At 34.2% G+C, this 21,451-nt stretch carries 19 protein-coding genes and 1 pseudogene; 16 read left to right on the top strand and 4 right to left on the bottom strand.

Annotated elements, in window-relative coordinates; genetic code table 11:
• The first annotated feature begins 98 nt into the window (after nucleotides 1-98).
• The 3 genes from BAQ44_RS25540 to BAQ44_RS25530 all read left to right on the top strand — a co-directional run bounded on the left by BAQ44_RS25540 (nucleotide 99) and on the right by BAQ44_RS25530 (nucleotide 4,247).
• The gene (locus BAQ44_RS25540) at nucleotides 99-1,130 is read left to right on the top strand and encodes an acyltransferase (RefSeq protein ID WP_071724491.1); all 1,032 of its coding nucleotides are present in this window, start codon (nucleotides 99-101) and stop codon (nucleotides 1,128-1,130) included.
• Between the two features lie 188 nt (nucleotides 1,131-1,318).
• Entirely contained in the window at nucleotides 1,319-2,764 is a 1,446-nt protein-coding gene (dbpA, locus tag BAQ44_RS25535) for an ATP-dependent RNA helicase DbpA (RefSeq protein WP_071724490.1), read from the top strand.
• 244 nt (nucleotides 2,765-3,008) lie between these two features.
• Complete coding sequence (locus tag BAQ44_RS25530) at nucleotides 3,009-4,247, top strand: putative hexosyltransferase (protein WP_071724489.1); 1,239 nt, start codon at nucleotides 3,009-3,011, stop codon at nucleotides 4,245-4,247.
• 176 nt (nucleotides 4,248-4,423) lie between these two features.
• Here the strand turns inward: BAQ44_RS25530 and BAQ44_RS25525 are convergent, their stop codons facing one another.
• Nucleotides 4,424-4,984, bottom strand: a complete 561-nt coding sequence (locus BAQ44_RS25525; protein WP_061680111.1) for a DUF1836 domain-containing protein — start codon at nucleotides 4,982-4,984, stop codon at nucleotides 4,424-4,426.
• Between the two features lie 164 nt (nucleotides 4,985-5,148).
• Here BAQ44_RS25525 and trhA point away from each other — a divergent pair, with 164 nt between their 5' ends.
• Nucleotides 5,149-5,796: a PAQR family membrane homeostasis protein TrhA gene (gene trhA, locus BAQ44_RS25520; protein WP_071724487.1), complete on the top strand. Its 648-nt coding sequence runs from the start codon at nucleotides 5,149-5,151 to the stop codon at nucleotides 5,794-5,796.
• Nucleotides 5,797-6,019: 223 nt separating this feature from the next.
• Nucleotides 6,020-7,036, top strand: coding sequence for a UDP-glucose 4-epimerase GalE (gene galE / locus BAQ44_RS25515; RefSeq protein WP_063262407.1), 1,017 nt, complete (start codon nucleotides 6,020-6,022; stop codon nucleotides 7,034-7,036).
• 123 nt (nucleotides 7,037-7,159) lie between these two features.
• On the opposite strand, the gene BAQ44_RS25510 is transcribed toward galE, so the two are convergent.
• Nucleotides 7,160-7,561, bottom strand: coding sequence for a hypothetical protein (locus tag BAQ44_RS25510; RefSeq protein WP_063262406.1), 402 nt, complete (start codon nucleotides 7,559-7,561; stop codon nucleotides 7,160-7,162).
• Between the two features lie 425 nt (nucleotides 7,562-7,986).
• Between BAQ44_RS25510 and BAQ44_RS25505 the strand changes: the two genes are divergently transcribed.
• Together BAQ44_RS25505 and BAQ44_RS25500 are read left to right on the top strand one after the other, a co-directional pair.
• Nucleotides 7,987-8,577 (top strand): AmiS/UreI family transporter, encoded by a 591-nt coding sequence (locus tag BAQ44_RS25505; RefSeq protein WP_063262405.1) that lies wholly within the window; start codon nucleotides 7,987-7,989, stop codon nucleotides 8,575-8,577.
• A 105-nt stretch (nucleotides 8,578-8,682) separates the two neighbouring features.
• On the top strand, nucleotides 8,683-9,564 hold the full coding sequence (locus tag BAQ44_RS25500; RefSeq protein WP_080467752.1) for an NAD-dependent epimerase/dehydratase family protein: 882 nt from the start codon (nucleotides 8,683-8,685) through the stop codon (nucleotides 9,562-9,564).
• A gap of 88 nt (nucleotides 9,565-9,652) precedes the next feature.
• On the opposite strand, the gene sodA is transcribed toward BAQ44_RS25500, so the two are convergent.
• Nucleotides 9,653-10,279, bottom strand: coding sequence for a superoxide dismutase [Mn] (sodA, locus tag BAQ44_RS25495; protein WP_063262403.1), 627 nt, complete (start codon nucleotides 10,277-10,279; stop codon nucleotides 9,653-9,655).
• Between the two features lie 215 nt (nucleotides 10,280-10,494).
• Between sodA and BAQ44_RS25485 the strand changes: the two genes are divergently transcribed.
• Nucleotides 10,495-11,565, top strand: coding sequence for a nitric oxide synthase oxygenase (locus tag BAQ44_RS25485; protein ID WP_071724485.1), 1,071 nt, complete (start codon nucleotides 10,495-10,497; stop codon nucleotides 11,563-11,565).
• A 361-nt stretch (nucleotides 11,566-11,926) separates the two neighbouring features.
• On the top strand, nucleotides 11,927-13,495 hold the full coding sequence (locus BAQ44_RS25480) for a BCCT family transporter (protein ID WP_071724484.1): 1,569 nt from the start codon (nucleotides 11,927-11,929) through the stop codon (nucleotides 13,493-13,495).
• 96 nt (nucleotides 13,496-13,591) lie between these two features.
• On the opposite strand, the gene BAQ44_RS25475 is transcribed toward BAQ44_RS25480, so the two are convergent.
• The gene (locus BAQ44_RS25475; RefSeq protein WP_001103428.1) at nucleotides 13,592-14,890 is read right to left on the bottom strand and encodes an MFS transporter; all 1,299 of its coding nucleotides are present in this window, start codon (nucleotides 14,888-14,890) and stop codon (nucleotides 13,592-13,594) included.
• A gap of 328 nt (nucleotides 14,891-15,218) precedes the next feature.
• On the opposite strand from BAQ44_RS25475, the gene lytS reads away from it, so the two are divergent.
• The 7 genes and pseudogenes from lytS to msrB all read left to right on the top strand — a co-directional run bounded on the left by lytS (nucleotide 15,219) and on the right by msrB (nucleotide 21,427).
• Nucleotides 15,219-16,988, top strand: coding sequence for a two-component system sensor histidine kinase LytS (lytS, locus tag BAQ44_RS25470; RefSeq protein ID WP_063262401.1), 1,770 nt, complete (start codon nucleotides 15,219-15,221; stop codon nucleotides 16,986-16,988).
• Nucleotides 16,966-17,706, top strand: a complete 741-nt coding sequence (locus BAQ44_RS25465; RefSeq protein WP_063262400.1) for a LytR/AlgR family response regulator transcription factor — start codon at nucleotides 16,966-16,968, stop codon at nucleotides 17,704-17,706. Before lytS ends, BAQ44_RS25465 begins: the two co-directional genes overlap by 23 nt.
• Before the next feature lie 133 nt (nucleotides 17,707-17,839).
• Nucleotides 17,840-18,271 carry an antiholin-like murein hydrolase modulator LrgA gene (lrgA, locus tag BAQ44_RS25460; protein ID WP_000104908.1) on the top strand — a complete coding sequence of 144 codons (432 nt, stop codon included), beginning with the start codon at nucleotides 17,840-17,842 and terminating at the stop codon, nucleotides 18,269-18,271.
• Between the two features lie 34 nt (nucleotides 18,272-18,305).
• Nucleotides 18,306-18,998, top strand: coding sequence for an antiholin-like protein LrgB (lrgB, locus tag BAQ44_RS25455; RefSeq protein WP_000168869.1), 693 nt, complete (start codon nucleotides 18,306-18,308; stop codon nucleotides 18,996-18,998).
• A gap of 327 nt (nucleotides 18,999-19,325) precedes the next feature.
• A complete protein-coding gene (locus BAQ44_RS25450; RefSeq protein ID WP_063262399.1) occupies nucleotides 19,326-20,360 on the top strand; it encodes an AI-2E family transporter in 1,035 nt (344 codons plus the stop codon).
• Nucleotides 20,361-20,461: 101 nt separating this feature from the next.
• Nucleotides 20,462-20,929: pseudogene (gene msrA / locus BAQ44_RS31870) on the top strand (peptide-methionine (S)-S-oxide reductase MsrA); the annotation flags it as partial.
• A 45-nt stretch (nucleotides 20,930-20,974) separates the two neighbouring features.
• Nucleotides 20,975-21,427, top strand: a complete 453-nt coding sequence (msrB, locus tag BAQ44_RS31865; protein ID WP_374702069.1) for a peptide-methionine (R)-S-oxide reductase MsrB — start codon at nucleotides 20,975-20,977, stop codon at nucleotides 21,425-21,427.
• The last annotated feature ends 24 nt before the right edge of the window (nucleotides 21,428-21,451 follow it).

The raw sequence follows: 21,451 nt of genomic DNA, 5'->3' as shown, positions 1-21,451 counted from the left end.
TTTTATTGTTGAAAAAATGTTTTAATATGGAATTTTCTGATATAAAATTATGTGTGGCAAAGAAAAAAATTAAATATACAAATTTGGGAGAGATTTTAATGAAGCGATTAATGTATATGGACTGGTTGCGAGTATTAGCGACAATCGCGGTTGTTACAATTCACGTTTCTGCTGGTTATGTTGCGGTTTTAGATGCAAATAATGTTTCACGCTGGATGGCTGGTAATCTATTTGAATCGATTTCACGTGCGAGTGTTCCGATTTTTGTAATGATTAGTGGAGCCTTATTGTTAAAGGGGACAAAAGATATTTCAGTCGGGGAATTTTTACAGAAGCGTGCAAGTAAAGTGATTATACCTTTTGTAGCTTGGAGTGCTATATTTTATGTATATGGAGCATATGCAGGATATTTCCCGGCATCTTTAAAGCAAGGGATAAAGCACTTTTTAACGGATACTATAGGGGGACATTTATGGTTCTTATACATGATTGTAGGGATATATTTAATTACACCTCTACTGAAAATTTTTGTGAAGAACGCTAACAAAAGGGAGATAGAATACTTTTTAATTTTATGGTTATATGCGTCTGTTATAGTCAATTTAGTTAAATATTATTATCCTATCAATTTTAATATTGAATTATTTTACGTTACAAATTATGTAGGGTATTTCCTACTGGGCTACTATTTATCTAATTTTGATATTTCAAAAAAGTGGAGAAGTATTTCTTACATTGGAGGACTTGTAGGATTTATTAGTACATTCTTTATTACTTATTACTATACGGTAAAAGCAAATGGACAGTTAGAGCAGTTTTGGTACGGATATTTTGCGCCAGGCGTTGTGCTGATGGCGATTGGATTATTTGTATTTTTCAAATACGCTTTCCAAAAATCAGAAAGAGAATTGCCATTGTTATTCCGTTTTATAAATCAAGCAAGCCTTGGAATCTATATTCTTCACTTCTTCTTATTAAATAACTTGTTGTACATGGTTTTCCCTAAAGTAAATGAACGTGTACATGCAATATTGGCAATACCTATTAATGTAACGATTACAATTGTTCTTAGTCTGATAATCACGTTAGTATTGCAAAGAATACCAGTTGTGAAAAAATTGGTTCCGTAAAAAATGAATATGGTATAGATAGGGCAGACTTATAATTAAGGCTGCCCTTTACTATTTTAAAATTATCTTTAAATAAATTTAGATATAAACGAATTAAAAACAGTGGATTAATATAGTATCTTACTATAGTCTAAAGTGAGGCATGAAGAACAGAATAAGTTAAATATAAAATCAAATGAGGTTAATATATGAGTAAAAAAAGCTTTAGCAATTATGCATTAAGTAAAGAAGTAAGACGAGCACTTACTGGTTTAGGATATGAGCATCCAACAGAAGTACAAGGAGAAGTTATTCCAGTTGCATTGCAAAAGAAGGATCTTGTTGTAAAGTCGCAAACGGGAAGTGGAAAAACGGCTTCGTTCGGGATACCACTTTGTGAAATGGTAGAGTGGGAAGAGAATAAACCACAAGCATTAGTTTTAACACCAACGAGGGAACTTGCTGTTCAAGTGAAAGAAGATATTACGAATATAGGGCGATTCAAAAGAATTAAAGCTGCTGCAATTTATGGTAAATCTCCATTTGCGCGTCAAAAATTAGAGTTAAAGCAAAAGACGCATATTGTAGTAGGGACTCCAGGACGTGTGTTGGATCATATTGAAAAAGGGACTCTGTCTTTAGAGCGATTGAAGTATTTAGTGATTGATGAAGCAGATGAAATGCTAAATATGGGCTTTATCGATCAAGTAGAGGCAATTATTGATGAATTACCTACAAAAAGAATGACAATGCTATTTTCAGCAACCTTACCGGAAGATGTTGAAAAGTTATCCCGTACATATATGAATGCACCAACTCATATTGAAATTAAAGCAGCTGGGATTACAACAGAAAAAATTGAACATACCCTTTTTGAAGTAAGGGAAGAAGAGAAGCTTTCACTTCTTAAGGATGTAACTATGATTGAAAATCCAGACAGTTGTATTATTTTTTGTCGTACACAAGAAAACGTAGATCATGTATATAGACAGCTAAAACGAGTTAATTATCCTTGTGACAAAATACACGGTGGTATGGTACAAGAAGATCGTTTTGAAGTTATGGATGATTTTAGAAAAGGAAAGTTCCGTTATTTAGTAGCAACTGATGTAGCTGCGAGAGGAATTGACATTGATAATATTACACATGTTATTAATTATGATATTCCATTAGAAAAAGAAAGCTATGTACACCGTACGGGAAGAACGGGACGAGCTGGTAATAGTGGAAAAGCTATTACATTTATAACGCCTTATGAAAATAGATTTTTAGAAGAGATTGAGGAATATATTGGATTTGAAATTCCAAAGGAACTGGGACCCTCAAAAGAAGAAGTTATGAAAGGGAAAGCAGTATTTGAAGAAAAGATATATGCTAAACCAATTATAAAGAAAGATAAAAATGCAGATCTAAACAAAGGAATTATGAAATTGTACTTTAATGGTGGAAAGAAAAAGAAAATTAGAGCCGTAGATTTCGTTGGGACAATTGCTAAAATTCAAGGTGTTTCTGCCGATGATATAGGTATTATTACAATACAAGATAATGTTTCATATGTTGAAATATTAAACGGAAAAGGACCGCTTGTTTTAAAGGTTATGAGAAATACAACGATAAAAGGTAAACAATTAAAAGTTCATGAGGCAATTAAATAAATGAAAATATCCACTTTAAAGGTGGATATTTTTTTGAGGCTTATTTATAGAGCGGATAATTTGAATGGACCTCAACTAATACGTGATTGACGATGTTTTTTTTGTATGTTAGTATATTCATTTGATTTTTTATACCATTGAATGGGAATTTATTAATTCGTTTAGGGAGATGTTTTTATATAAGCAATTCGATTTTTAATTCAATTGTTGTAAGCTATAAAAAGTAAGGACGGTGTTTTGTTTAATGAATTTTACTCAAGATAGGTGGAGTTTAAAATGGCTTCATTTCTATTTGGTTGTAGTAGTTGTTGCATCTCTGTTATTACGTTTATATTTAGCATTTTATTTAGAAGGATATGAACGAGATCAACTATTTTTTGTGGATTGGATGAATACAGTAGGTAAATATGGACTAGGTGATGTGTATGCACATGGGGATTTAGTAAACTATCCGCCATTTTTCTTAGCTCTTTTAGGTATTTATGGAGGGATATTGTCGTTTTTTAATACATATGTGGAAGCCGCGGGTGTTTTAATTCGAGTCCCATCCATTGCATTTGAAATAGTAGCCATAATTATTTTTGCTATAGTTTCTAAAAGGATAGACAATTCGATTGTGAGAGCAGCATTAGTGACATTTTTTGCATTTAGCCCAGCGATTATAGTGGATGGGACTATTTGGGGTCAAGTAGATATGCTACATAGTATATTGATGGTTAGTTCTATTTTATTACTAATGTCTAAGCCAACTTGGTCTGGTGCTATTTACGCTATAGCGTTACTAGCTAAATTTCAATCAATTGTAATTGCGCCTGTATTTGCTATGTATTTCCTAAAAGTCATTTTTGAAAAAAGGGAAGGTAAGCAATTAATTAAATTTATAATAGGGTTCTGTATCCCGTTATTACTATTCGGTCTTTATTTCGCAGCCCATGGAACATTTATTACTATGTTAACACAAGCATATTTAAATGCGGTGGGTACTTTCCCAACGGTAACTGTATTTGCTATGAATATTTGGTATTATGCGATTGGTACGGATCCTAATATGGTGGATACGATTCAAGTTGTACCACATATTACATTGAAAACAGTTGGGTTAATACTCTTGTCTATTGCAGCGGCATTAACTTGCTTATATGTCTTTTTCCATCGTCATATGAATACGGCAGTTCTACTGAAAGCCGCGACTTTTATAAGTTTTGCGTTCTTTATGTTACCTACGCAAATACATGAGAGATATGCTTTCCCAGCGTTAGTATTTGTACTCTTTTTACTGCTATATGAAATGAAATGGACAGGAATAGCTTTAGGATTAACGTTAACAATCTTTTTAAATATAGTAATGGTCTTGTATGCGGGCTTTAATACGAATATGGGAATGTTTATCGTTACTATTAATGTTTTTATTTTTTATGCTATGTGTAAATTATTAGTAAAAGAGTATTGTGATCGCTTTGAATTGCTAATAAAGAAACAATAAAAATTATAATGTTAGAAAAAAGTACATTTTGCCAGTATGCAAAATGTACTTTTTTTTTTGAAAGAGTAAAATCTAAATAGAAAATAATACAATCATATCGGATAGTGGAAGTTCATTTTTATCCCGCTTTAATGGGCAGTAAGCCCCCCACTGATTAAAGTTTCACTTTATAATTATTAGGCTTCTTCTAAATCATCAATCAACTTCTCAGCTAAGCGCCTATACATATTACTCATCGACACAAATGATGTTAGTAATAAAAACTTCTCTAGGTTCGGATCTTCTAAAGAAGAAATTTCACTTACTTCTGAAACACGGTTATTTACGTCTTGTGTAAAGCTTTCGACGTTATTTTCGGTAAGAGAAAGGTAATCTTTATATAGCGTATTTAATTCGAATGAATCCTCGCTTAATAAGGATTCATTTATATTTTTTAAGGAGCTTTTTATGTCATTAATGGAAAGGGCCCCTTTTAATTGATAAATTAAGCTAATTAAAATCATATGATCTTTTGAGTATTTTTTATTTTTGATTGGAATAAACAGTTTACCTTTTGCGTAATTGTTAATCATTGTTTTTGTTAATACTTTTTCATCATCGGTTCTTGTTGTATCCGCATAAGTATTTTCAAATAGTTGGACAACCTGGTCTACATACAAGTCGACATTTGGAATATCCTCAAGCGTAATATTTTTTTCTAAATGTAATGCTTCAAGTAATTTATTTATATTTTCCACGTAGAACCCCTCGCTTTTATAACTTAGTGGAGCATAATGTTTAGTTTATCTTTAAATATGGTATTACGAAACAAATGAATTGTAAATGTTGACCTATAATAATGATGTGTATATAATTACATGTAGTTATCAAAACTACATGTAATTATATAAGGGGTGTTTATATGAATGCGTATATAAGAGAACCGGTTAATGCTTTTACCCATTTGGGAGGAGCTGTATTATCATTTGTTGCATTATTAGCTATGCTTGTAAAAGTTTCTATTAAGACGCCATCTTTTGCGGCAATTACAGCTGTTATTTTGTTTGGCATCGGAATGATGGTTCTGTATACAGCATCAGCTGTATATCATAGTGTTGTAGCCAGTGAGCGTGTTATTTATTTCTTTCGGAAGCTTGATCATTCTATGATTTTTATATTGATTGCAGGTACATATGCACCATTTTGTTTAATTACATTACATTCCGCAAACGGTTTATTATTATTTTGTTTAGTGTATGCAACAGCCATTTGTGGTATTGTTTTTAAAATGTTTTGGTTTAGTTGTCCGAGATGGTTATCAACAGCAATTTATATTACAATGGGCTGGTTAATTGTTCTGTTCTTTGCACCGTTAGCTGCTAACTTAAGTCCAGGAGGTATCGTGCTTCTAGTGCTTGGGGGCATTTTTTATACGATTGGTGGATTTATTTATGGAACAAAGCCAAAATGGTTAGAGTTTAAACATATGGGGCATCATGAAATTTTTCACGTGTTCGTGTTATTGGGAAGCCTTGCCCACTTTTTAAGTGTATATTATTACGTAATTTAACAAGATGAAATTTCTGAGTAAGTTTTATTTTTCTTGATTAATAAATAAAGATATAGACACATATGTATGTTAAAGAGTTGCATAATGTAAAGGTTATGCAACTCTTTTTTATGAATAATAATTAAAAATAATTTTTTGAAATTATCAGTCTATTTTGTGATAGGATAGATATGTATTGAGGTTATAAAATTTTATAATTAATAATTAGTGGGGGACTATATATATGGCGATACTTATAACGGGTGGAGCAGGATATATTGGTAGTCATACGTGTATAGAATTATTAAATAGTAATTATAAAATTATAGTCGTAGATAATCTTTCAAATAGTTCAATCGAGTCTTTAAACCGAGTAAAAGAGATAACAGGAAAACAATTCGAATTTTATAAAGAAAGTGTTTTAAATCGTGAAAAAATGAATGAGATTTTTTTGAGAAATAACATTGAAGCGGTTATACATTTTGCTGGATTTAAAGCGGTGGGGGAATCAACTACAATTCCTCTTACATATTATTATAATAATATAATAAGCACGATCATACTATGTGATGTGATGCAGAAACATAATGTTAAAAAATTTATTTTTAGTTCATCTGCAACTGTATATGGAATTCCAAAAACATCACCAATTACAGAAGAATTTCCGCTGAGTGTGACAAATCCATATGGACAAACAAAATTAATGATTGAGCAAATTATGCGTGATGTAGCAAAAGCTGATGATGAATGGAGTATTGCGTTACTTCGTTATTTTAATCCATTTGGAGCACATAAAAGTGGCCGTATTGGAGAAGACCCAAATGGAGTTCCGAATAATTTAATGCCATATGTAACGCAGGTGGCGGTAGGTAAGTTAAAAGAGCTAAATATATTCGGAAATGATTATCCAACGAAAGACGGGACAGGTGTCCGTGATTATATTCACGTTGTTGATCTTGCAAAAGGACATGTAAAGGCACTTGAGAAAGTACTTGAGACGAAAGGAATCGAGGCATACAATCTTGGCACAGGTAAAGGATATAGTGTATTGGAGATGGTAAAGGCTTTTGAGAAGGTTTCAGGTAAGAAAATACCTTATAAAGTAATAGGGCGTCGTCCTGGTGATGTAGCAATATGTTTTGCTGATGTATCTAAAGCGAAACGGGAATTAGGATGGGAAGCGGAATATGGGTTAGAAGAGATGTGTGTAGATTCTTGGAGATGGCAGGTAAATAATAAAAACGGCTATCAAATGATTTAGGATAGTTAGCAAGGTATTCCCCTATTATATTGTTTGAAATCAGTAATATGTTCACTTTAGTAAAGAGAACATATTACTGACCATAGCGTTTAAATAGCAACTGCTTCCATAAAAGAAAACCCCTTAATAAATGCGGACAAGTTGTTTATGATACACAGTATTACCTTCTTGGCTTGTATAAGGTGGCAAGCTTCGTCCAAAACAATTTGCAATAATATTGGATTGGGTAGGGTAAGAAATACAAATTTCATACAAATCACTAGATTCACCTATATCAGCATAAAATACTGCTAGGTTGTTGCCTTTTAAAAGATATGGGAATTCTACTGGTATATCTTCACCAATTAATACAGGTAATTTTACCGGATTAGAATAGTTAGACCAATCCCACACTTCTATATTTACATATTGTGTGCCATATGCATCTAAATTTACAATGTTTATTACTGCTGAGACCGTTGCAGGTTCTCTTGTTAATACACCTGTGGAATGAAGAACGGATGGCTTTGAACAATGAGGGGACATAAATATCAAACCTTTCTAAATTAATATGGTTGTACGATATTCTATGCGAACTATTAATAGAAGGAGATAGGGAGGATGCATCATTCTATCAATTTTTTATAGAAATAAAAAATGTAATATGGAAGAGTATTCTAGTACTTGTATCATTGTTAAAGTACGTTTATAATCAAATAATCCTATTAGCTTTTAATTGAGTCACGCATTATTGAAAGCGTTTTTATAACGCGATGCATTTTGATTGATATGATTACTGTATGGTATGTATTGAGGGGATTTTTTTATTGTTTTTTAAGGTAGGAAGTCTGACTTATTCGGATGTAAAATTATGTGTGTAGTTTTAAATAGGAAGAAAAATAATATAGGTATCACTTTATAGTGCGGGGAGGTTAAAGGTGTGAAAGGGAAAGATTTTCACACGAATATATATGGGATATGTAGGATTATTACTTTCGGGTGCAGCTTTATTTTTAAATAGTCTTGTTATATTAGGAAAAGCAGAGATGAAAAGTGCGGGTGTTTTTAATTTATTTGTAGGTGCACTACAAATTATTATTCCGTTCTATTTGATCATGATTTCTGACCAAAGTAATTGGACAGTGTATTCATATGCAGCTACTTTCTTATTTGGATTAACCTATTTATATGTAGGTGTTACCTTTATAAAAGGAATGGATAGTAGCGGTCTAGGCTGGTTTTGTATGTGGGTAGCAATTATTGCTTTATTCTATATGGTTGTTTCATTTGTTCAATTCCACGATGTTGTGAATGCATTAACGTGGTTTATGTGGGCATTACTTTGGTATTTATTCTTTGTATTAAATACACAAAAAAAGAATATCAATCAATATCTTGGAAGAATTGCCTTCGTACAGTCATGGGTAACATTGACGTTGCCTTCACTCTTTTATTTTATGGGAGTATGGGGTGAGGGATTTGTATATGATCTATGGGTTTATGTATCCGTAATTTCTATTTTATACTTCTGTTATTGTATTTATAAATACCGAGTACGTTAATATATTTTCTGTAGCAAAGCATGGAATCGTTAAACGAATTCCATGCTTTTTATATATGAGCATTTATAATAGGGAGGTAGTATTTTACATTTTATCAAAATGGGGATGATGAAGTTGAAAAAAGTATTGGTACTAGGGGGAACAAGATTTTTTGGTAAACATTTGGTAGAAGCACTTTTGCAAGATGGACATGATGTGACGATTGCGACGAGAGGGATTACAGAAGACCCTTTTGGAAGTACAGTAAAAAGACTTATTGTAGATAGAGAAGATGAAAAGCAATTAGCAGAGCGTCTAGAAGATAAAAGTTATGATATCGTATACGATAATTTATGCTATAGCTCAAATGCAGCGAAGATGGTATGTGAAGTGTTAAGAGGAAAAACGAAGAAATACGTTATGACATCTTCAATGGCTGTTTACGAGCCAGCAATAAGCTTGTTAGAAGAGAACTTTAATCCGTATGAGTATGCTATTACGTATGGGGATAGGAAGGATTTTAATTATGGTGAAGGCAAGCGATTAGCTGAAGCTGCTGTATTCGAACAAGCAACATTTCCAGTTGTTGCAGTACGTTTTCCAGTTGTTATTGGAGAAAACGATTATACGAAAAGGTTACAATTTTACGTTGAGCATATTGTGAAGCAAGAGCCTGTCGCGGTGAAGCATTTAGATGGAGAGTTGTCATTTATACATGAGAAAGAAGCAGGAGAATTTTTAGCTTGGTGCGGGATGAAGGATATAGAAGGGCCAATTAATGCTTGTAGCAACGGGGTAGTTTCTACTGGCGAAGTTATTCATTTCATAGAAGAAAATACGGGAATAAAAGCACTCGTTCAAGAAGAAGGAGATAATGTAGCACCTTATAATGAAGTGATTAATTGTACATTACATAATGGAAAAGCTAGTAAATTAGGATTCCCGTTCCGAGAGTTGAAAATAGACATAGAACAAGTATTACGTTATTACATACATGCAATGAAATAATCATAAATCCCCCGGTGGCAATCCGGGGGATTCTGGAGGATTTCGACAATACTAATTTTACATTACCAAACTTACCTTATACGCACGACTAATGTTTTTGTGATTGAATTGCTTGTAAATACTTTTCATTTACCTGGTCCCAGTTCACTGTATGCCACCAATTGGTAACAAATTCTGGGCGCCGATTTTGATACTTTAAATAATAGGCGTGTTCCCATACATCGATGACGAGTAATGGAATCTTACCTTCTTGCAAAGGTGTATCTTGATTTGGTGTACTCATAACGGAAAGTTCTTCACCATCCAGGACAAGCCATCCATAGCCACTTCCAAAACGACTAATAGCTGCTTTGGAAAGTTGATCTTTTAAGTTGTCAAAGGTATTGAAATAATAATCAATGACTTTTGCAACGTCTCCATTAGGCTCACCGCCACCTCGTGGGCTCATTACTTCCCAAAAAAGACTATGACAATAGTGACCACCACCGTTATTTCTTACAGCTGTAACAATTTCCTTTGGTAAAACGTCTAAATTACATAGTAACTCTTCTAAAGACTTATTATGTAATTCCGTATAGTTTTCTAAAGTAGCATTTAAATTGTTTACGTATGTCGCATGGTGCTTTCCATGATGAATGGAAAGCGTATTGCTATCGATATATGGCTCTAGTTCATCATAGTCATATGAAAGTTTTGGCAATTGAAATGAAGACATAACATTACCTCCTTTCTTTTTAAAAGTTGGTCTAGGTAAAAAAACTTTACCTGAGTCAAAAATACACCTATTTTTTATGTAAGTCAATAGTAATGTCTTTAATTTTCTGAAAAATATTACAATAAAAGTAACACTTCCACTTTCATTTGTGACTCTTATTCTTTTTGCTTATACTGTAAAGTAGAACGTTTTGTTGAAATAGAAGGAGATCGTTTATGAGTAAAACGAAACAATTAATAGAGGAAGCGAGTCAGTTTATTACGATTTGCTATAAAGAGCTTAATAAAGAGAAATTCATAGAAGAACGTGTGAAAGAAATTCGAGTTGAGATAGAGAAGACGGGGACGTATGAGCATACATTTGAAGAACTTGTTCATGGATCACGAATGGCATGGCGCAATAGTAATCGATGTATCGGAAGACTATTTTGGAGTAAGATGCACATATTAGATGCACGTGAAGTAAGTGATGAAGAAGGTGTATATAATGCATTAATTCATCATATTAAATATGCAACGAACGATGGGAAAGTGAAACCGACAATTACGATTTTTAAGCAATATCAAGGTGAAGGAAATAATATACGAATTTATAATCACCAATTGATTCGGTATGCAGGATATAAAACAGAAATGGGAGTGATCGGTGACTCTCATTCCACTGCGTTTACGGATTTTTGTCAGGAACTTGGCTGGCAGGGGGAAGGTACGAATTTCGATGTATTGCCGCTTGTATTTTCTGTCGATGGAAAAGAACCTGTATATAAAGAAATTCCTAAAAGAGAAGTGAAAGAAGTACCAATTGAACATCCAGAGTACCCAATCTCATCTTTAGGAGCAAAATGGTATGGGGTTCCAATGATTTCAGATATGCGCTTAGAAATTGGCGGTATTTCCTATACAGCCGCTCCGTTCAATGGATGGTATATGGGTACGGAAATTGGGGCTCGTAATTTAGCGGATCATGATCGCTATAATTTACTTCCGGCAGTTGCGGAGATGATGGAGTTAGATACATCGAGAAACGGTACGTTATGGAAAGATAAGGCACTCATTGAGTTGAATATTGCTGTATTACATTCCTTCAAAAAACAAGGAGTTAGTATTGTGGATCACCATACAGCTGCACAACAGTTTCAACAATTTGAGAAGCAAGAAGCCGCATGTGGACGGGTTGTCACTGGCAATTGGGTGTGGCTTATTCCACCGCTTTCGCCAGCTACCACTCATATTTATCATAAACCGTATCCGAATGAAATTTTGAAGCCGAATTTCTTTCATAAATGATATTTAGTATAGTTTTTTTATGTAAAATATAATTTTTTTTAATTACTGTTACGTAGCAAATGGAAGCCTTTACTATCGGTTATTTTTGGAAGGGGCTTTTTGAACCAAGGAGTTCCTTATGTTATAATCAAATTTCTGTTTCGAAGACCTTATAGAAATATAAGGTCTTTTGTTTTGCTTTTTTATGTAATAGGAATAGAAATTTTCTTTTAAATAAGGGATTTAGCATGTTTTTAGGGACAACATAAGTGTGTAGAAAATCGATGAATTATTATGCTTATATAATCGTTATGTTTTGGTTGTAAACAGTAAAACATAATAAAGTTGTTTTTTTAGATTGCTGAGGAAGGAGGAAGTGTAAATGAGAATGAAGAATCGAAAAACAGATTGGCCTGTATTTCTTATTAGTGGTGGCTCACTTTTATTATTTGTAATTGCAGTTATTTTAAATAAAAGTTATGTAGAGGGAGTCATTAATAGAAGTTTTGCAGCTTCGATTAAATATTTTGGTGCCTTTTGGCAGGTTTTATTAATTGGTACGTTTATTGTGGCAATGTGTATGGCGTTTTCAAAATATGGAAGAGTTAAACTTGGGGGGCTAGAAAAACCTGAGATTAGTACGACAAAATGGCTCGCTATTATTATGTCTACATTACTTGCCGGAGGTGGCGTTTTTTGGGCAGCCGCAGAGCCGATGTACCACTTGATGACGGTGCCACCAATACATGAAGGTATAACTGCTGGAACGCAAGAAGCAGTCATGCCTGCTTTAGCACAAAGTTATATGCACTGGGGTTTCCTCGCTTGGACGATTTTAGGTACAATTAGTGCGGTAGTTATGATGTACGGACACTATCATAAAGGTATGCCGTTAAAACCTCGAACGCTTTTATATCCTATTTTTGGGGAGAAATTGCGAAAGAGTTGGCTTGGAACAATGATTGACGTATTTGCCATTATTGCGGTAGCTGCAGGGACGATTGGTCCAATCGGATTTTTAGGACTACAAGCAAGTTATGGATTACAAGCATTGTTTAACATTCCTGATGTGTTTACTACTCAATTAGCCATTATTGTTTGTGTAGTAGCTGTTTCTACTATATCTGCGGTAACGGGAATTGATAAAGGGATCCAAATTATAAGTAATTTAAATGTTAGGCTAGCAGTTTTATTAATGGCATTCGTATTACTGTTTGGACCAGGTGGATTTATTATTGATTCATTTGTTTCTTCATTTGGATTTTATATAAATGAATTTATTCCAATGAGCACATATCGTGGTGATACAACTTGGTTAGGATCATGGACAATCTTTTTCTGGGGATGGTTTATTGGATACGGACCGATGATGGCAATTTTAGTGAGCCGTATTTCAAGAGGAAGAACAATCCGAGAAATCATCGTTGCAATTGGAATTATTGCACCTATTATTACAACGTTTTGGTTTACGATTTTGGGGGGATCAGGTGTATTTTACGAGTTAATGAATCCTGGTTCTATTTCGACCGCATTAAGTGAATCTGGTATGCCAGCGGCTATGATTGCTATTACAGAGCAACTGCCACTCTCTCATATCATTGGACCTGCATTTCTTTTATTAACAATCTTATTTGTAGTGACAACAGGAGATTCAATGGCTTATTCGATTTCAATGGCAGTGACTGGAGATGGAGATCCTAGAATTAGTTTGCGAGTGTTTTGGTCGCTTATTATGGGAACAGTTGCAGCGATTCTTTTATACATGGGTGAGGGAAGTATTAATGCATTGCAATCATTCATCGTAGTAACAGCTGTCCCAGTATCTATTCTGTTATTCCCAATGCTATGGCTAGCGCCTAAAGTTGCAGGGGAATTAGCTTTAAAGCAAGGTATTGTAAAAGAAGAAGAGAAAACTTCCTTCTTGTTTCAAAAAGCTAGTAAATCAAAATAAATAATTGTATTTATATAAAAAGAGGAAGCATCTCATTTGAGATACTTCCTCTTTCTTATTTATCCAACTACTTTTCTTGAAGGATACAGTTTCAATCTATTCTAATACTTTATCTTTCGTCTCTGGGACACATAATAGCATTGTAACTAAACCGATTGGATAGATAATGAAGATGAGAGATAGTGCTCCCATTAAATTGCCACCTGCAGCAAGTAAGCCGATAATAACAGGTCCAAATCCAGCTAACCCACGTCCTGTACCGAAAATAAAGTTCTCTGCTGTCGAGCGAGCTTCAGCAGGATAGTTTTCAGCTAAAACTGCTCCGAATCCTCCCATCATGCCATTTGCAAAGAATCCAAGCAATGCACTTCCCCATAACAATAATGTTGAATCTGTGAATAAGAAGAAGTAAATGAGACAGTATATAGTACCACCGACATAATAGATTGTAAAAGTTTTACGGCGGCCAATTTTATCGGCTAGAATACCGAAAGTTGCAATTCCAATTAGCATGCCGATCGTAGAGATGAACATCCAACCGCTCGCTTTTGCTAACGTGTAGTTATATTTATTTGCCAAAATAGTTGGCATCCATGTAAAAATTCCATAATATCCGAAGTTTTGGATGAATGACATAATAATAAGACCGATTGTTGTTATCGTTACTTTTTTATTGGCAAATAACTTTCGAAGTGGGAACTTTTTCATTTGCTTTAGTTGTTCTGCCTCGGTAGTTGTTAAATTACCTTCAGCTTCTTTTTGTAACAACTCTTTTTTGTATCTTTGTTTTTGTTCCCATATTTTCGGTTCACTTAAACTTTTGCGTACATAGACAGCTAGTAGAGCGGGAATGAGCCCAAATAAGAAAACAGCTCTCCATCCGAAATGCGGGACGATAAATGCTGGAAGGAGTGAAGCGACTAGTACGCCAAATTGCCATCCAAGTGCAACAACGGATGTTGCCTTAGCGCGCATTTCTTTAGACCATGTTTCAGTTACGATGGCCATCCCAATCCCGAATTCACCACCAACTCCCATTCCAACTAAAAAACGAAGAATTAATAATTGCCAATAATCTGTTGCGAAATAAATAAGTGCTGTTGCGAGTGAGAATAGTAAGATTGTGAAGGCCATCGTACGGATACGACCAAATAAATCAGCGATAAATCCAAATAAATAAGACCCAATTAGCATTCCTATTGTGGTAGCTAATGTTAAGTTTCCACCTTCAACTGGGCTTAAATGAAATTCTTTTAAAATGTAGACGAGTACGAAAGATAAGAGCAACATATCTAAACCTTCTGCTGCATATCCTAGCGCAGAACCAAACAATGTTTTATATCTTTTTTCTTTCGTCTCCTCTGTTGTTGATTGTACATCAGTAGTAACGTTCATCATTACTCCTCCTTATTTTCTTCTACAGTCGCTATGGAAGAATAACAAAAGGCCTTCTCACCTGATATGATGAGAAGGCCAAAAAAGCATACGTATCCCTAAAAAAGACCATACGTATAGTATATTCCGACTTCCTTCTCAACCTCACGGGGTTGGGTTAAAGGACTGTATTATATTACCTTATTTTTAGCACTCTTCTATTAGATTGTCAAATAAAGAGTGAATTGTTATGTGTAAAATGTTTCAAAAGATATTTCATTCTTCTTGACGCCTACTTCATTATTTTCCCATAATAAAACTAACTCATATAAAAAGGAATGAATCACAGATGCTAAATTTAGTACTTATGATGATTGAACGTGTCGGACTTATTGTTATTTTAGGATTTTTACTTTCTCATATTAAAACGTTCAGGCGCCTTCTTCATAGACAAGATGGGTATGTAGATAAGCTTAAGCTTATTTGTATTTTTTCAGTGTTTACAATTGTAAGCAATTACACAGGAATTGAAATTGCCGGGAATACAATTATGAAAGAAAATTGGCTACAAGGTGTTTCGTCATCTAGTACAATTGCGAATACACGTATTATGGGTGTTGGAATTAGTGGATTGCTTGGTGGGCCTATCGTCGGAATTGGAGTAGGATCGATTGCTGGTATTCACCGTTATATGCTTGGCGGGACAACAGCGCTAAGTTGTGCAATCTCGTCAATTTTAGCAGGTGTTATAACGGGTTATATTGGATACATTTTCAAAAAATATAATCGTGCAATTACGCCTAAGTTTTCGGCAGTTTTAAGCGTGTTTATCGTTTCTTTAGAAATGATTATGATCCTATTAATCGTAGAGGATGGAATTAGTATCGTGAAAACAATTGCGATACCAATGATCCTTGTAAATAGTTTCGGAAGTTTTATTTTACTTTCTATGATACAAGCTATTTTGCGCCAGGAAGAAAATGCGAAAGCTTTACAAACGCATAAAGTATTACGAATTGCTGACAAAACATTGCCGTATTTTCGCAGAGGATTAACAGAGGATTCTTGTAAACATGTGGCACAAATTATTCACCGCTTTACGGGAACAGATGCGGTATCCTTAACAGATACAGAGAAAATATTAGCTCACGTTGGATTAGCATCAGATCACCATATTCCTTCACATAGTTTAATAACGGGTTTATCGAAAGAAGTGTTGAACACAGGAAAAATAATGAAAGCGAAATCGCGTGAGGTTATTAATTGTCAACATGAAGGGTGTCCATTACAAGCGGCAGTTGTTATTCCACTAACTTCACATGGAAATACGATAGGAACATTAAAGCTTTATTTTAAAAACTCTAATCAATTAAGTCGTGTGGAAGAAGAGCTAGCGGAAGGGCTAGCGAAAATATTCTCTACACAGCTTGAATTAGGTGAAGCAGAGTTACAAAGTAAGTTATTGCAAGATGCCGAAATAAAAGCGTTACAAGCACAAATCAATCCGCATTTTTTATTTAATGCAATTAATACTGTATCGGCTTTATGCCGAACAGATGTAGAAAAAGCGAGAAAATTATTATTGCAGCTTAGCGTGTATTTTCGTTGTAATTTGCAAGGGGCACGCCAATTGCTTATTCCATTAGAACAAGAGTTAAATCATGTACATGCATACTTATCGTTAGAACAAGCGAGGTTTCCGAATAAGTATGAAGTGAAGATGTACATTGAGGAAGAGTTAAAGACGACCTTAGTTCCACCATTTGTACTGCAGCTATTAGTTGAAAATGCATTGCGCCATGCTTTTCCGAAAAAGCAACCGGTGTGCGAAGTTGAAGTACATGTGTTTGAAAAAGAGGGAATGGTGCATTTTGAAGTCCAAGATAATGGACAAGGAATTGAGAGTGAGCGTCTAGGACAATTAGGAAAAATGGTAGTTCCATCAAAGAAAGGGACTGGAACAGCTTTATATAATATTAATGAACGACTTATCGGGCTATTTGGGAAAGAGACAATGCTTCAAATTGAAAGTGAATTAGAGCGAGGGACAAAGTTCCTCTTTGTAATTCCGAAAAAAGTAGGGGAGGAAAAACGGAGTGTTAAAAGTATTAGTAGTTGATGATGAAATGTTAGCGCGTGATGAATTGAAATATCTATTAGAGCAAACGAAAGAAGTAGAGATAATTGGTGAGGCGGATTGTGTAGAGGATGCATTAGAAGAGCTAATGCAAAATAAACCAGATATTGTGTTCTTAGATATTCAGCTATCTGATGATAACGGATTTGAAATCGCAAATATATTAAAGAAGATGAAAAATCCACCTGCAATTGTGTTTGCTACGGCCTATGATCAATATGCGCTGCAAGCATTTGAAGTAGATGCGTTAGATTACATTTTAAAGCCTTTCGATGAAGAACGTATCATACAGACATTAAAGAAATATAAAAAGCAAAAACAAATAAAATTAGAAACAAAACAAGAAGTAAAGGGTGTAGACGTAACGACCGAGATGCATAAATTAGCATTACCAATTGAAGAATCGATTGTACTTGTGAATATTGAAGATATTATATATGTAGGACTTGTGGACGGAAAAGTGACAGTAAAAACGATGAGAGAAACATATGTAACACATGATACACTTGTCATTTTGGAAAAGAAGTTGCCGCAGGCAAGTTTCATGCGTGTTCATCGCAGTTTTATTGCAAATATTAATCATATTACAGAAATACAACCATGGTTCAATTCTACATATAATTTAATTATGAAAGAAGGATCAAAAGTACCTGTTAGCCGTACATATGCAAAAGAACTCAAAAAGCTGCTTCGTATTTAAGAAGTAGCTTTTTGTATTTCATCTGCCTATTTCTGTAATTAATTTTGTATATTTGACGTTCTGTTGTGTAAACGCTTACAGTTTTGTTTGTATCTTATACAATTAAGGTACCAAATCGAAAGAGGTGGCCAAAATGAGTACGAAAAAAGTATATAGTTTCTTATCACAAGCATTCATATTTTCAGCTATTATGTTAGTTTCTAATATTATTGCAACACATTTACCAATTCCGATGCCTTCATCGGTGATCGGATTAGTTATTTTATTTAGCCTATTATGTTTAAAAGTTATTAAATTGGAACAAGTTGAATCACTTGGAACAGCTTTAACAGGTATTATCGGATTCCTTTTCGTCCCATCAGGTATTTCAGTTATTAATTCTCTCGGTGTAATGGGACAATATTTTGTACAAATTTTAACTGTAATTGTTGTAGCAACAATTATTTTACTTGCTGTAACAGGATTATTTGCACAATTTATCTTAGGAAAAGATGATAAAGAAATAGAAGATACGAAAGAATTGAAAGTAGTAAATAAAGGGCGCAAGCACGGAAAAGTTGCATAACTAATTTAGTATATATTGTTAGGAGGGAATGAACATGGCAAGCACAATGACTCCATATTTCGGAATCGTCGTTTCATTAATCGCATACGGAATCGGAACATTATTATTTAAGCATTCAAAAGGCTTCTTCTTATTCACACCATTATTTGTAGCGATGGTGTTAGGGATTGTCTTTCTAAAAGTAGGTAATTTTACTTTTGAAGAATATAATACTGGCGGAAAAATGATTAGCTTCTTCTTAGAACCAGCAACAATCGCGTTTGCAATTCCATTATATAAACAAGTGGACAAGCTGAAAAAATATTGGTGGCAAATTTTATCGGCTATCGTAGTTGGATCCATTTGCTCAGTAATTGTCGTGTTCATTGTTGCCAAAGCAATTGGTCTAGATACAGCGGTAATGAATTCAATGTTACCACAAGCAGCAACAACAGCAATTGCGTTACCGATCTCCGAAAGTATTGGTGGTATACCAGCAATTACATCATTTGCAGTTATTTTTAACGCGGTTATTGTATATGCATTAGGAGCATTATTCTTAAAAACATTTAGAGTAAAACATCCAATTGCAAAAGGCTTAGCTCTTGGAACAGCAGGTCACGCATTAGGAGTGGCAGTAGGAATTGAAATGGGTGAAGTAGAGGCAGCTATGGCAAGTATTGCTGTAACAGTAGTTGGGGTTGTAACTGTAGTTGTCATACCGATGTTTATGCCATTCATCGGCTAGGAAAACTTACTTAAAAAATGAGAAAAGCAAGCTATTTGTAGGACAGATTTCTACTGATAGCTTGCTTTTTATGTTACAGTAGTGGTAAGACCTATTTAAATAAAATGTAAGTTTCCTTAAATCTTCATTAATACTGTGTAGAATACGTTTTGAATTAGGTCATTGTATTGTAAAATAAGAAGTAAGCTACTATAGGATCTACTAAGGGAGATATATAATAAGCTTATAAAGATCTTCATATGAATAAATAATTAAAGGTAGAGAAGAGAGAAAAAATCTACTTATTAACGTTTTACTTTATAGGACAGGAGAGAGTACTCGTCGATTATGCAAATAAAAAACCTGTTTCAAAGCAAAGGATTTCAGAGGTTACTCGTATTAGTAATACTTGCTCTCGTGTTATACGGGCTGCAAAGTATGTTGAATTTAATTTTAATTACGTTTATTCTCACGTATTTAATGGATCGATTCCAAAAGTTTATTTCTCGTAAATTAGATCATTTCATGCCCATTAATCGAAAAATTATTATAGCATTTCTATATGTCATGTTAATTGGTGGAATTGCTATTACGCTATTTAAATATTTACCAGTATTAACGATACAAATTTCACAATTGATTTATCAATTTAACGTATTTTTAAGAAACCCACCAGATAGTGAATTAATTAAGTATGCAGTTAATGCTGTCAACCATATGGAACTTTCAAAATATGTAGGACAAGGCGTCGACATTTTGTATAAATCAATTACGAATGTTGGGAAATTTGGTCTTCAAGTGTTACTTTCTTTAATTTTAAGTTTATTTTTCTTATTGGAAAAAGCTCGTATCGTTGCTTTTACTGCAAAATTTAAAGAAAGCCGACTGGCAATTTTCTATACTGAAATTGAGTACTTCGGTAAGAAATTTGCACGTTCATTCGGAAAAGTAATCGAAGCACAATTTTTAATTGCAGTTGTTAACTGTGTTTTATCCGTGATTGCACTATGGATATTAGGATTCCCGCAATTATTAGGTTTAGCGTTAATGATCTTCTTACTCGGCTTAATTCCAGTAGCTGGGGTTATCATTTCGTTATTCCCGCTTTGTATGATTGCTTACAATATCGGCGGTATTATGTACGTTGTTTATATTTTAGTTATCGTAACAGTCATTCATGCGCTTGAAAGTTACGTGCTAAATCCGAAGTTTATGTCGCAAAAAACAAACTTACCAATTTTCTATACGTTTATGGTATTAATCTTCTCAGAACACTTCTTAGGTGTATGGGGATTAATTATCGGTATTCCAATCTTCATTTTCTTATTAGATGTCTTAGATGTGACAAGTGATGAAATGGAGAAGGATGTTGGAACAAAATAAAGTGAAGTAAAGAAAAAGCATCGATGTTCGGTGCTTTTTCTTTTATAACATGATGTTCCTTATGCCATACTGTAAGAAGAACATAGAATAGGGGTGAAAGAATGGCTGTAAATGAAAAGGTAGAGCAAGCTACATTTGCTGGAGGATGCTTCTGGTGTATGGTTTCGCCATTTGAAGAGATGGAAGGGATTATACAGGTTGTTTCTGGCTATACGGGTGGTCATAAAGAGAATCCAACGTATAAAGAAGTATGTTCAGAGACGACGGGACATTATGAGGCAGTACAAATTACATTTGATGCAAATAAAATGCCGTATGAGGAGTTATTAAATATATACTGGAGACAAATTGATCCGACTGATATAGGTGGGCAATTCCACGACCGCGGACAGTCTTACGAAACAGTGATTTTTTATCAGAATGAAGAACAACATAAAAAAGCAAAAGCTTCAAAAGAAGAGCTTGCAATGAGCGGACGCTTTTCAAAGCCGATTGCGACAAAAATATTACCAGCTACTACGTTTTATCCGGCTGAGGAATATCACCAAGGATATCATAAGAAAAATACATTCCGCTATGAGTTATACCGTAAGGGCTCAGGACGAGATGCGTTTATTAAACAACATTGGCCAAAAAATAATGATCATTTAAAAGAAAAACTAAATGAGATGCAGTTTTATGTAACGCAGGAAAATGGAACTGAGCCACCATTTCGAAATGAGTATTGGAACCATAAAGAAGAAGGTCTTTATGTAGACATCGTTTCAGGAGAACCGTTATTTACTTCTTTAGATAAGTTTGATAGCGGGTGTGGATGGCCTAGTTTTACGAAGCCAGTTATGTCAGCTAGTGTGAAAGAAAAAATGGATGTGAGTCATAATATGACGCGCACAGAAGTGAGAAGTAAGGAAGGAGATTCACATCTTGGGCATGTGTTTCCAGACGGTCCAGGACCGAATGGACTTCGTTACTGTATTAATTCCGCAGCCCTTCGATTTATTCCAAAAGAGGAATTAGAGAAAGAAGGATATGGTGATTTCCTAATCTTATTCGGAAATAAAAAATAACCTCGCAGTTTGCGAGGTTATTTT

The sequence above is a fragment of the Bacillus mobilis genome (genome assembly GCF_001884045.1).
In the GTDB taxonomy this organism is placed as follows: domain Bacteria; phylum Bacillota; class Bacilli; order Bacillales; family Bacillaceae_G; genus Bacillus_A; species Bacillus_A mobilis.
This window is presented reverse-complemented; position numbering and strand designations above follow the sequence as displayed.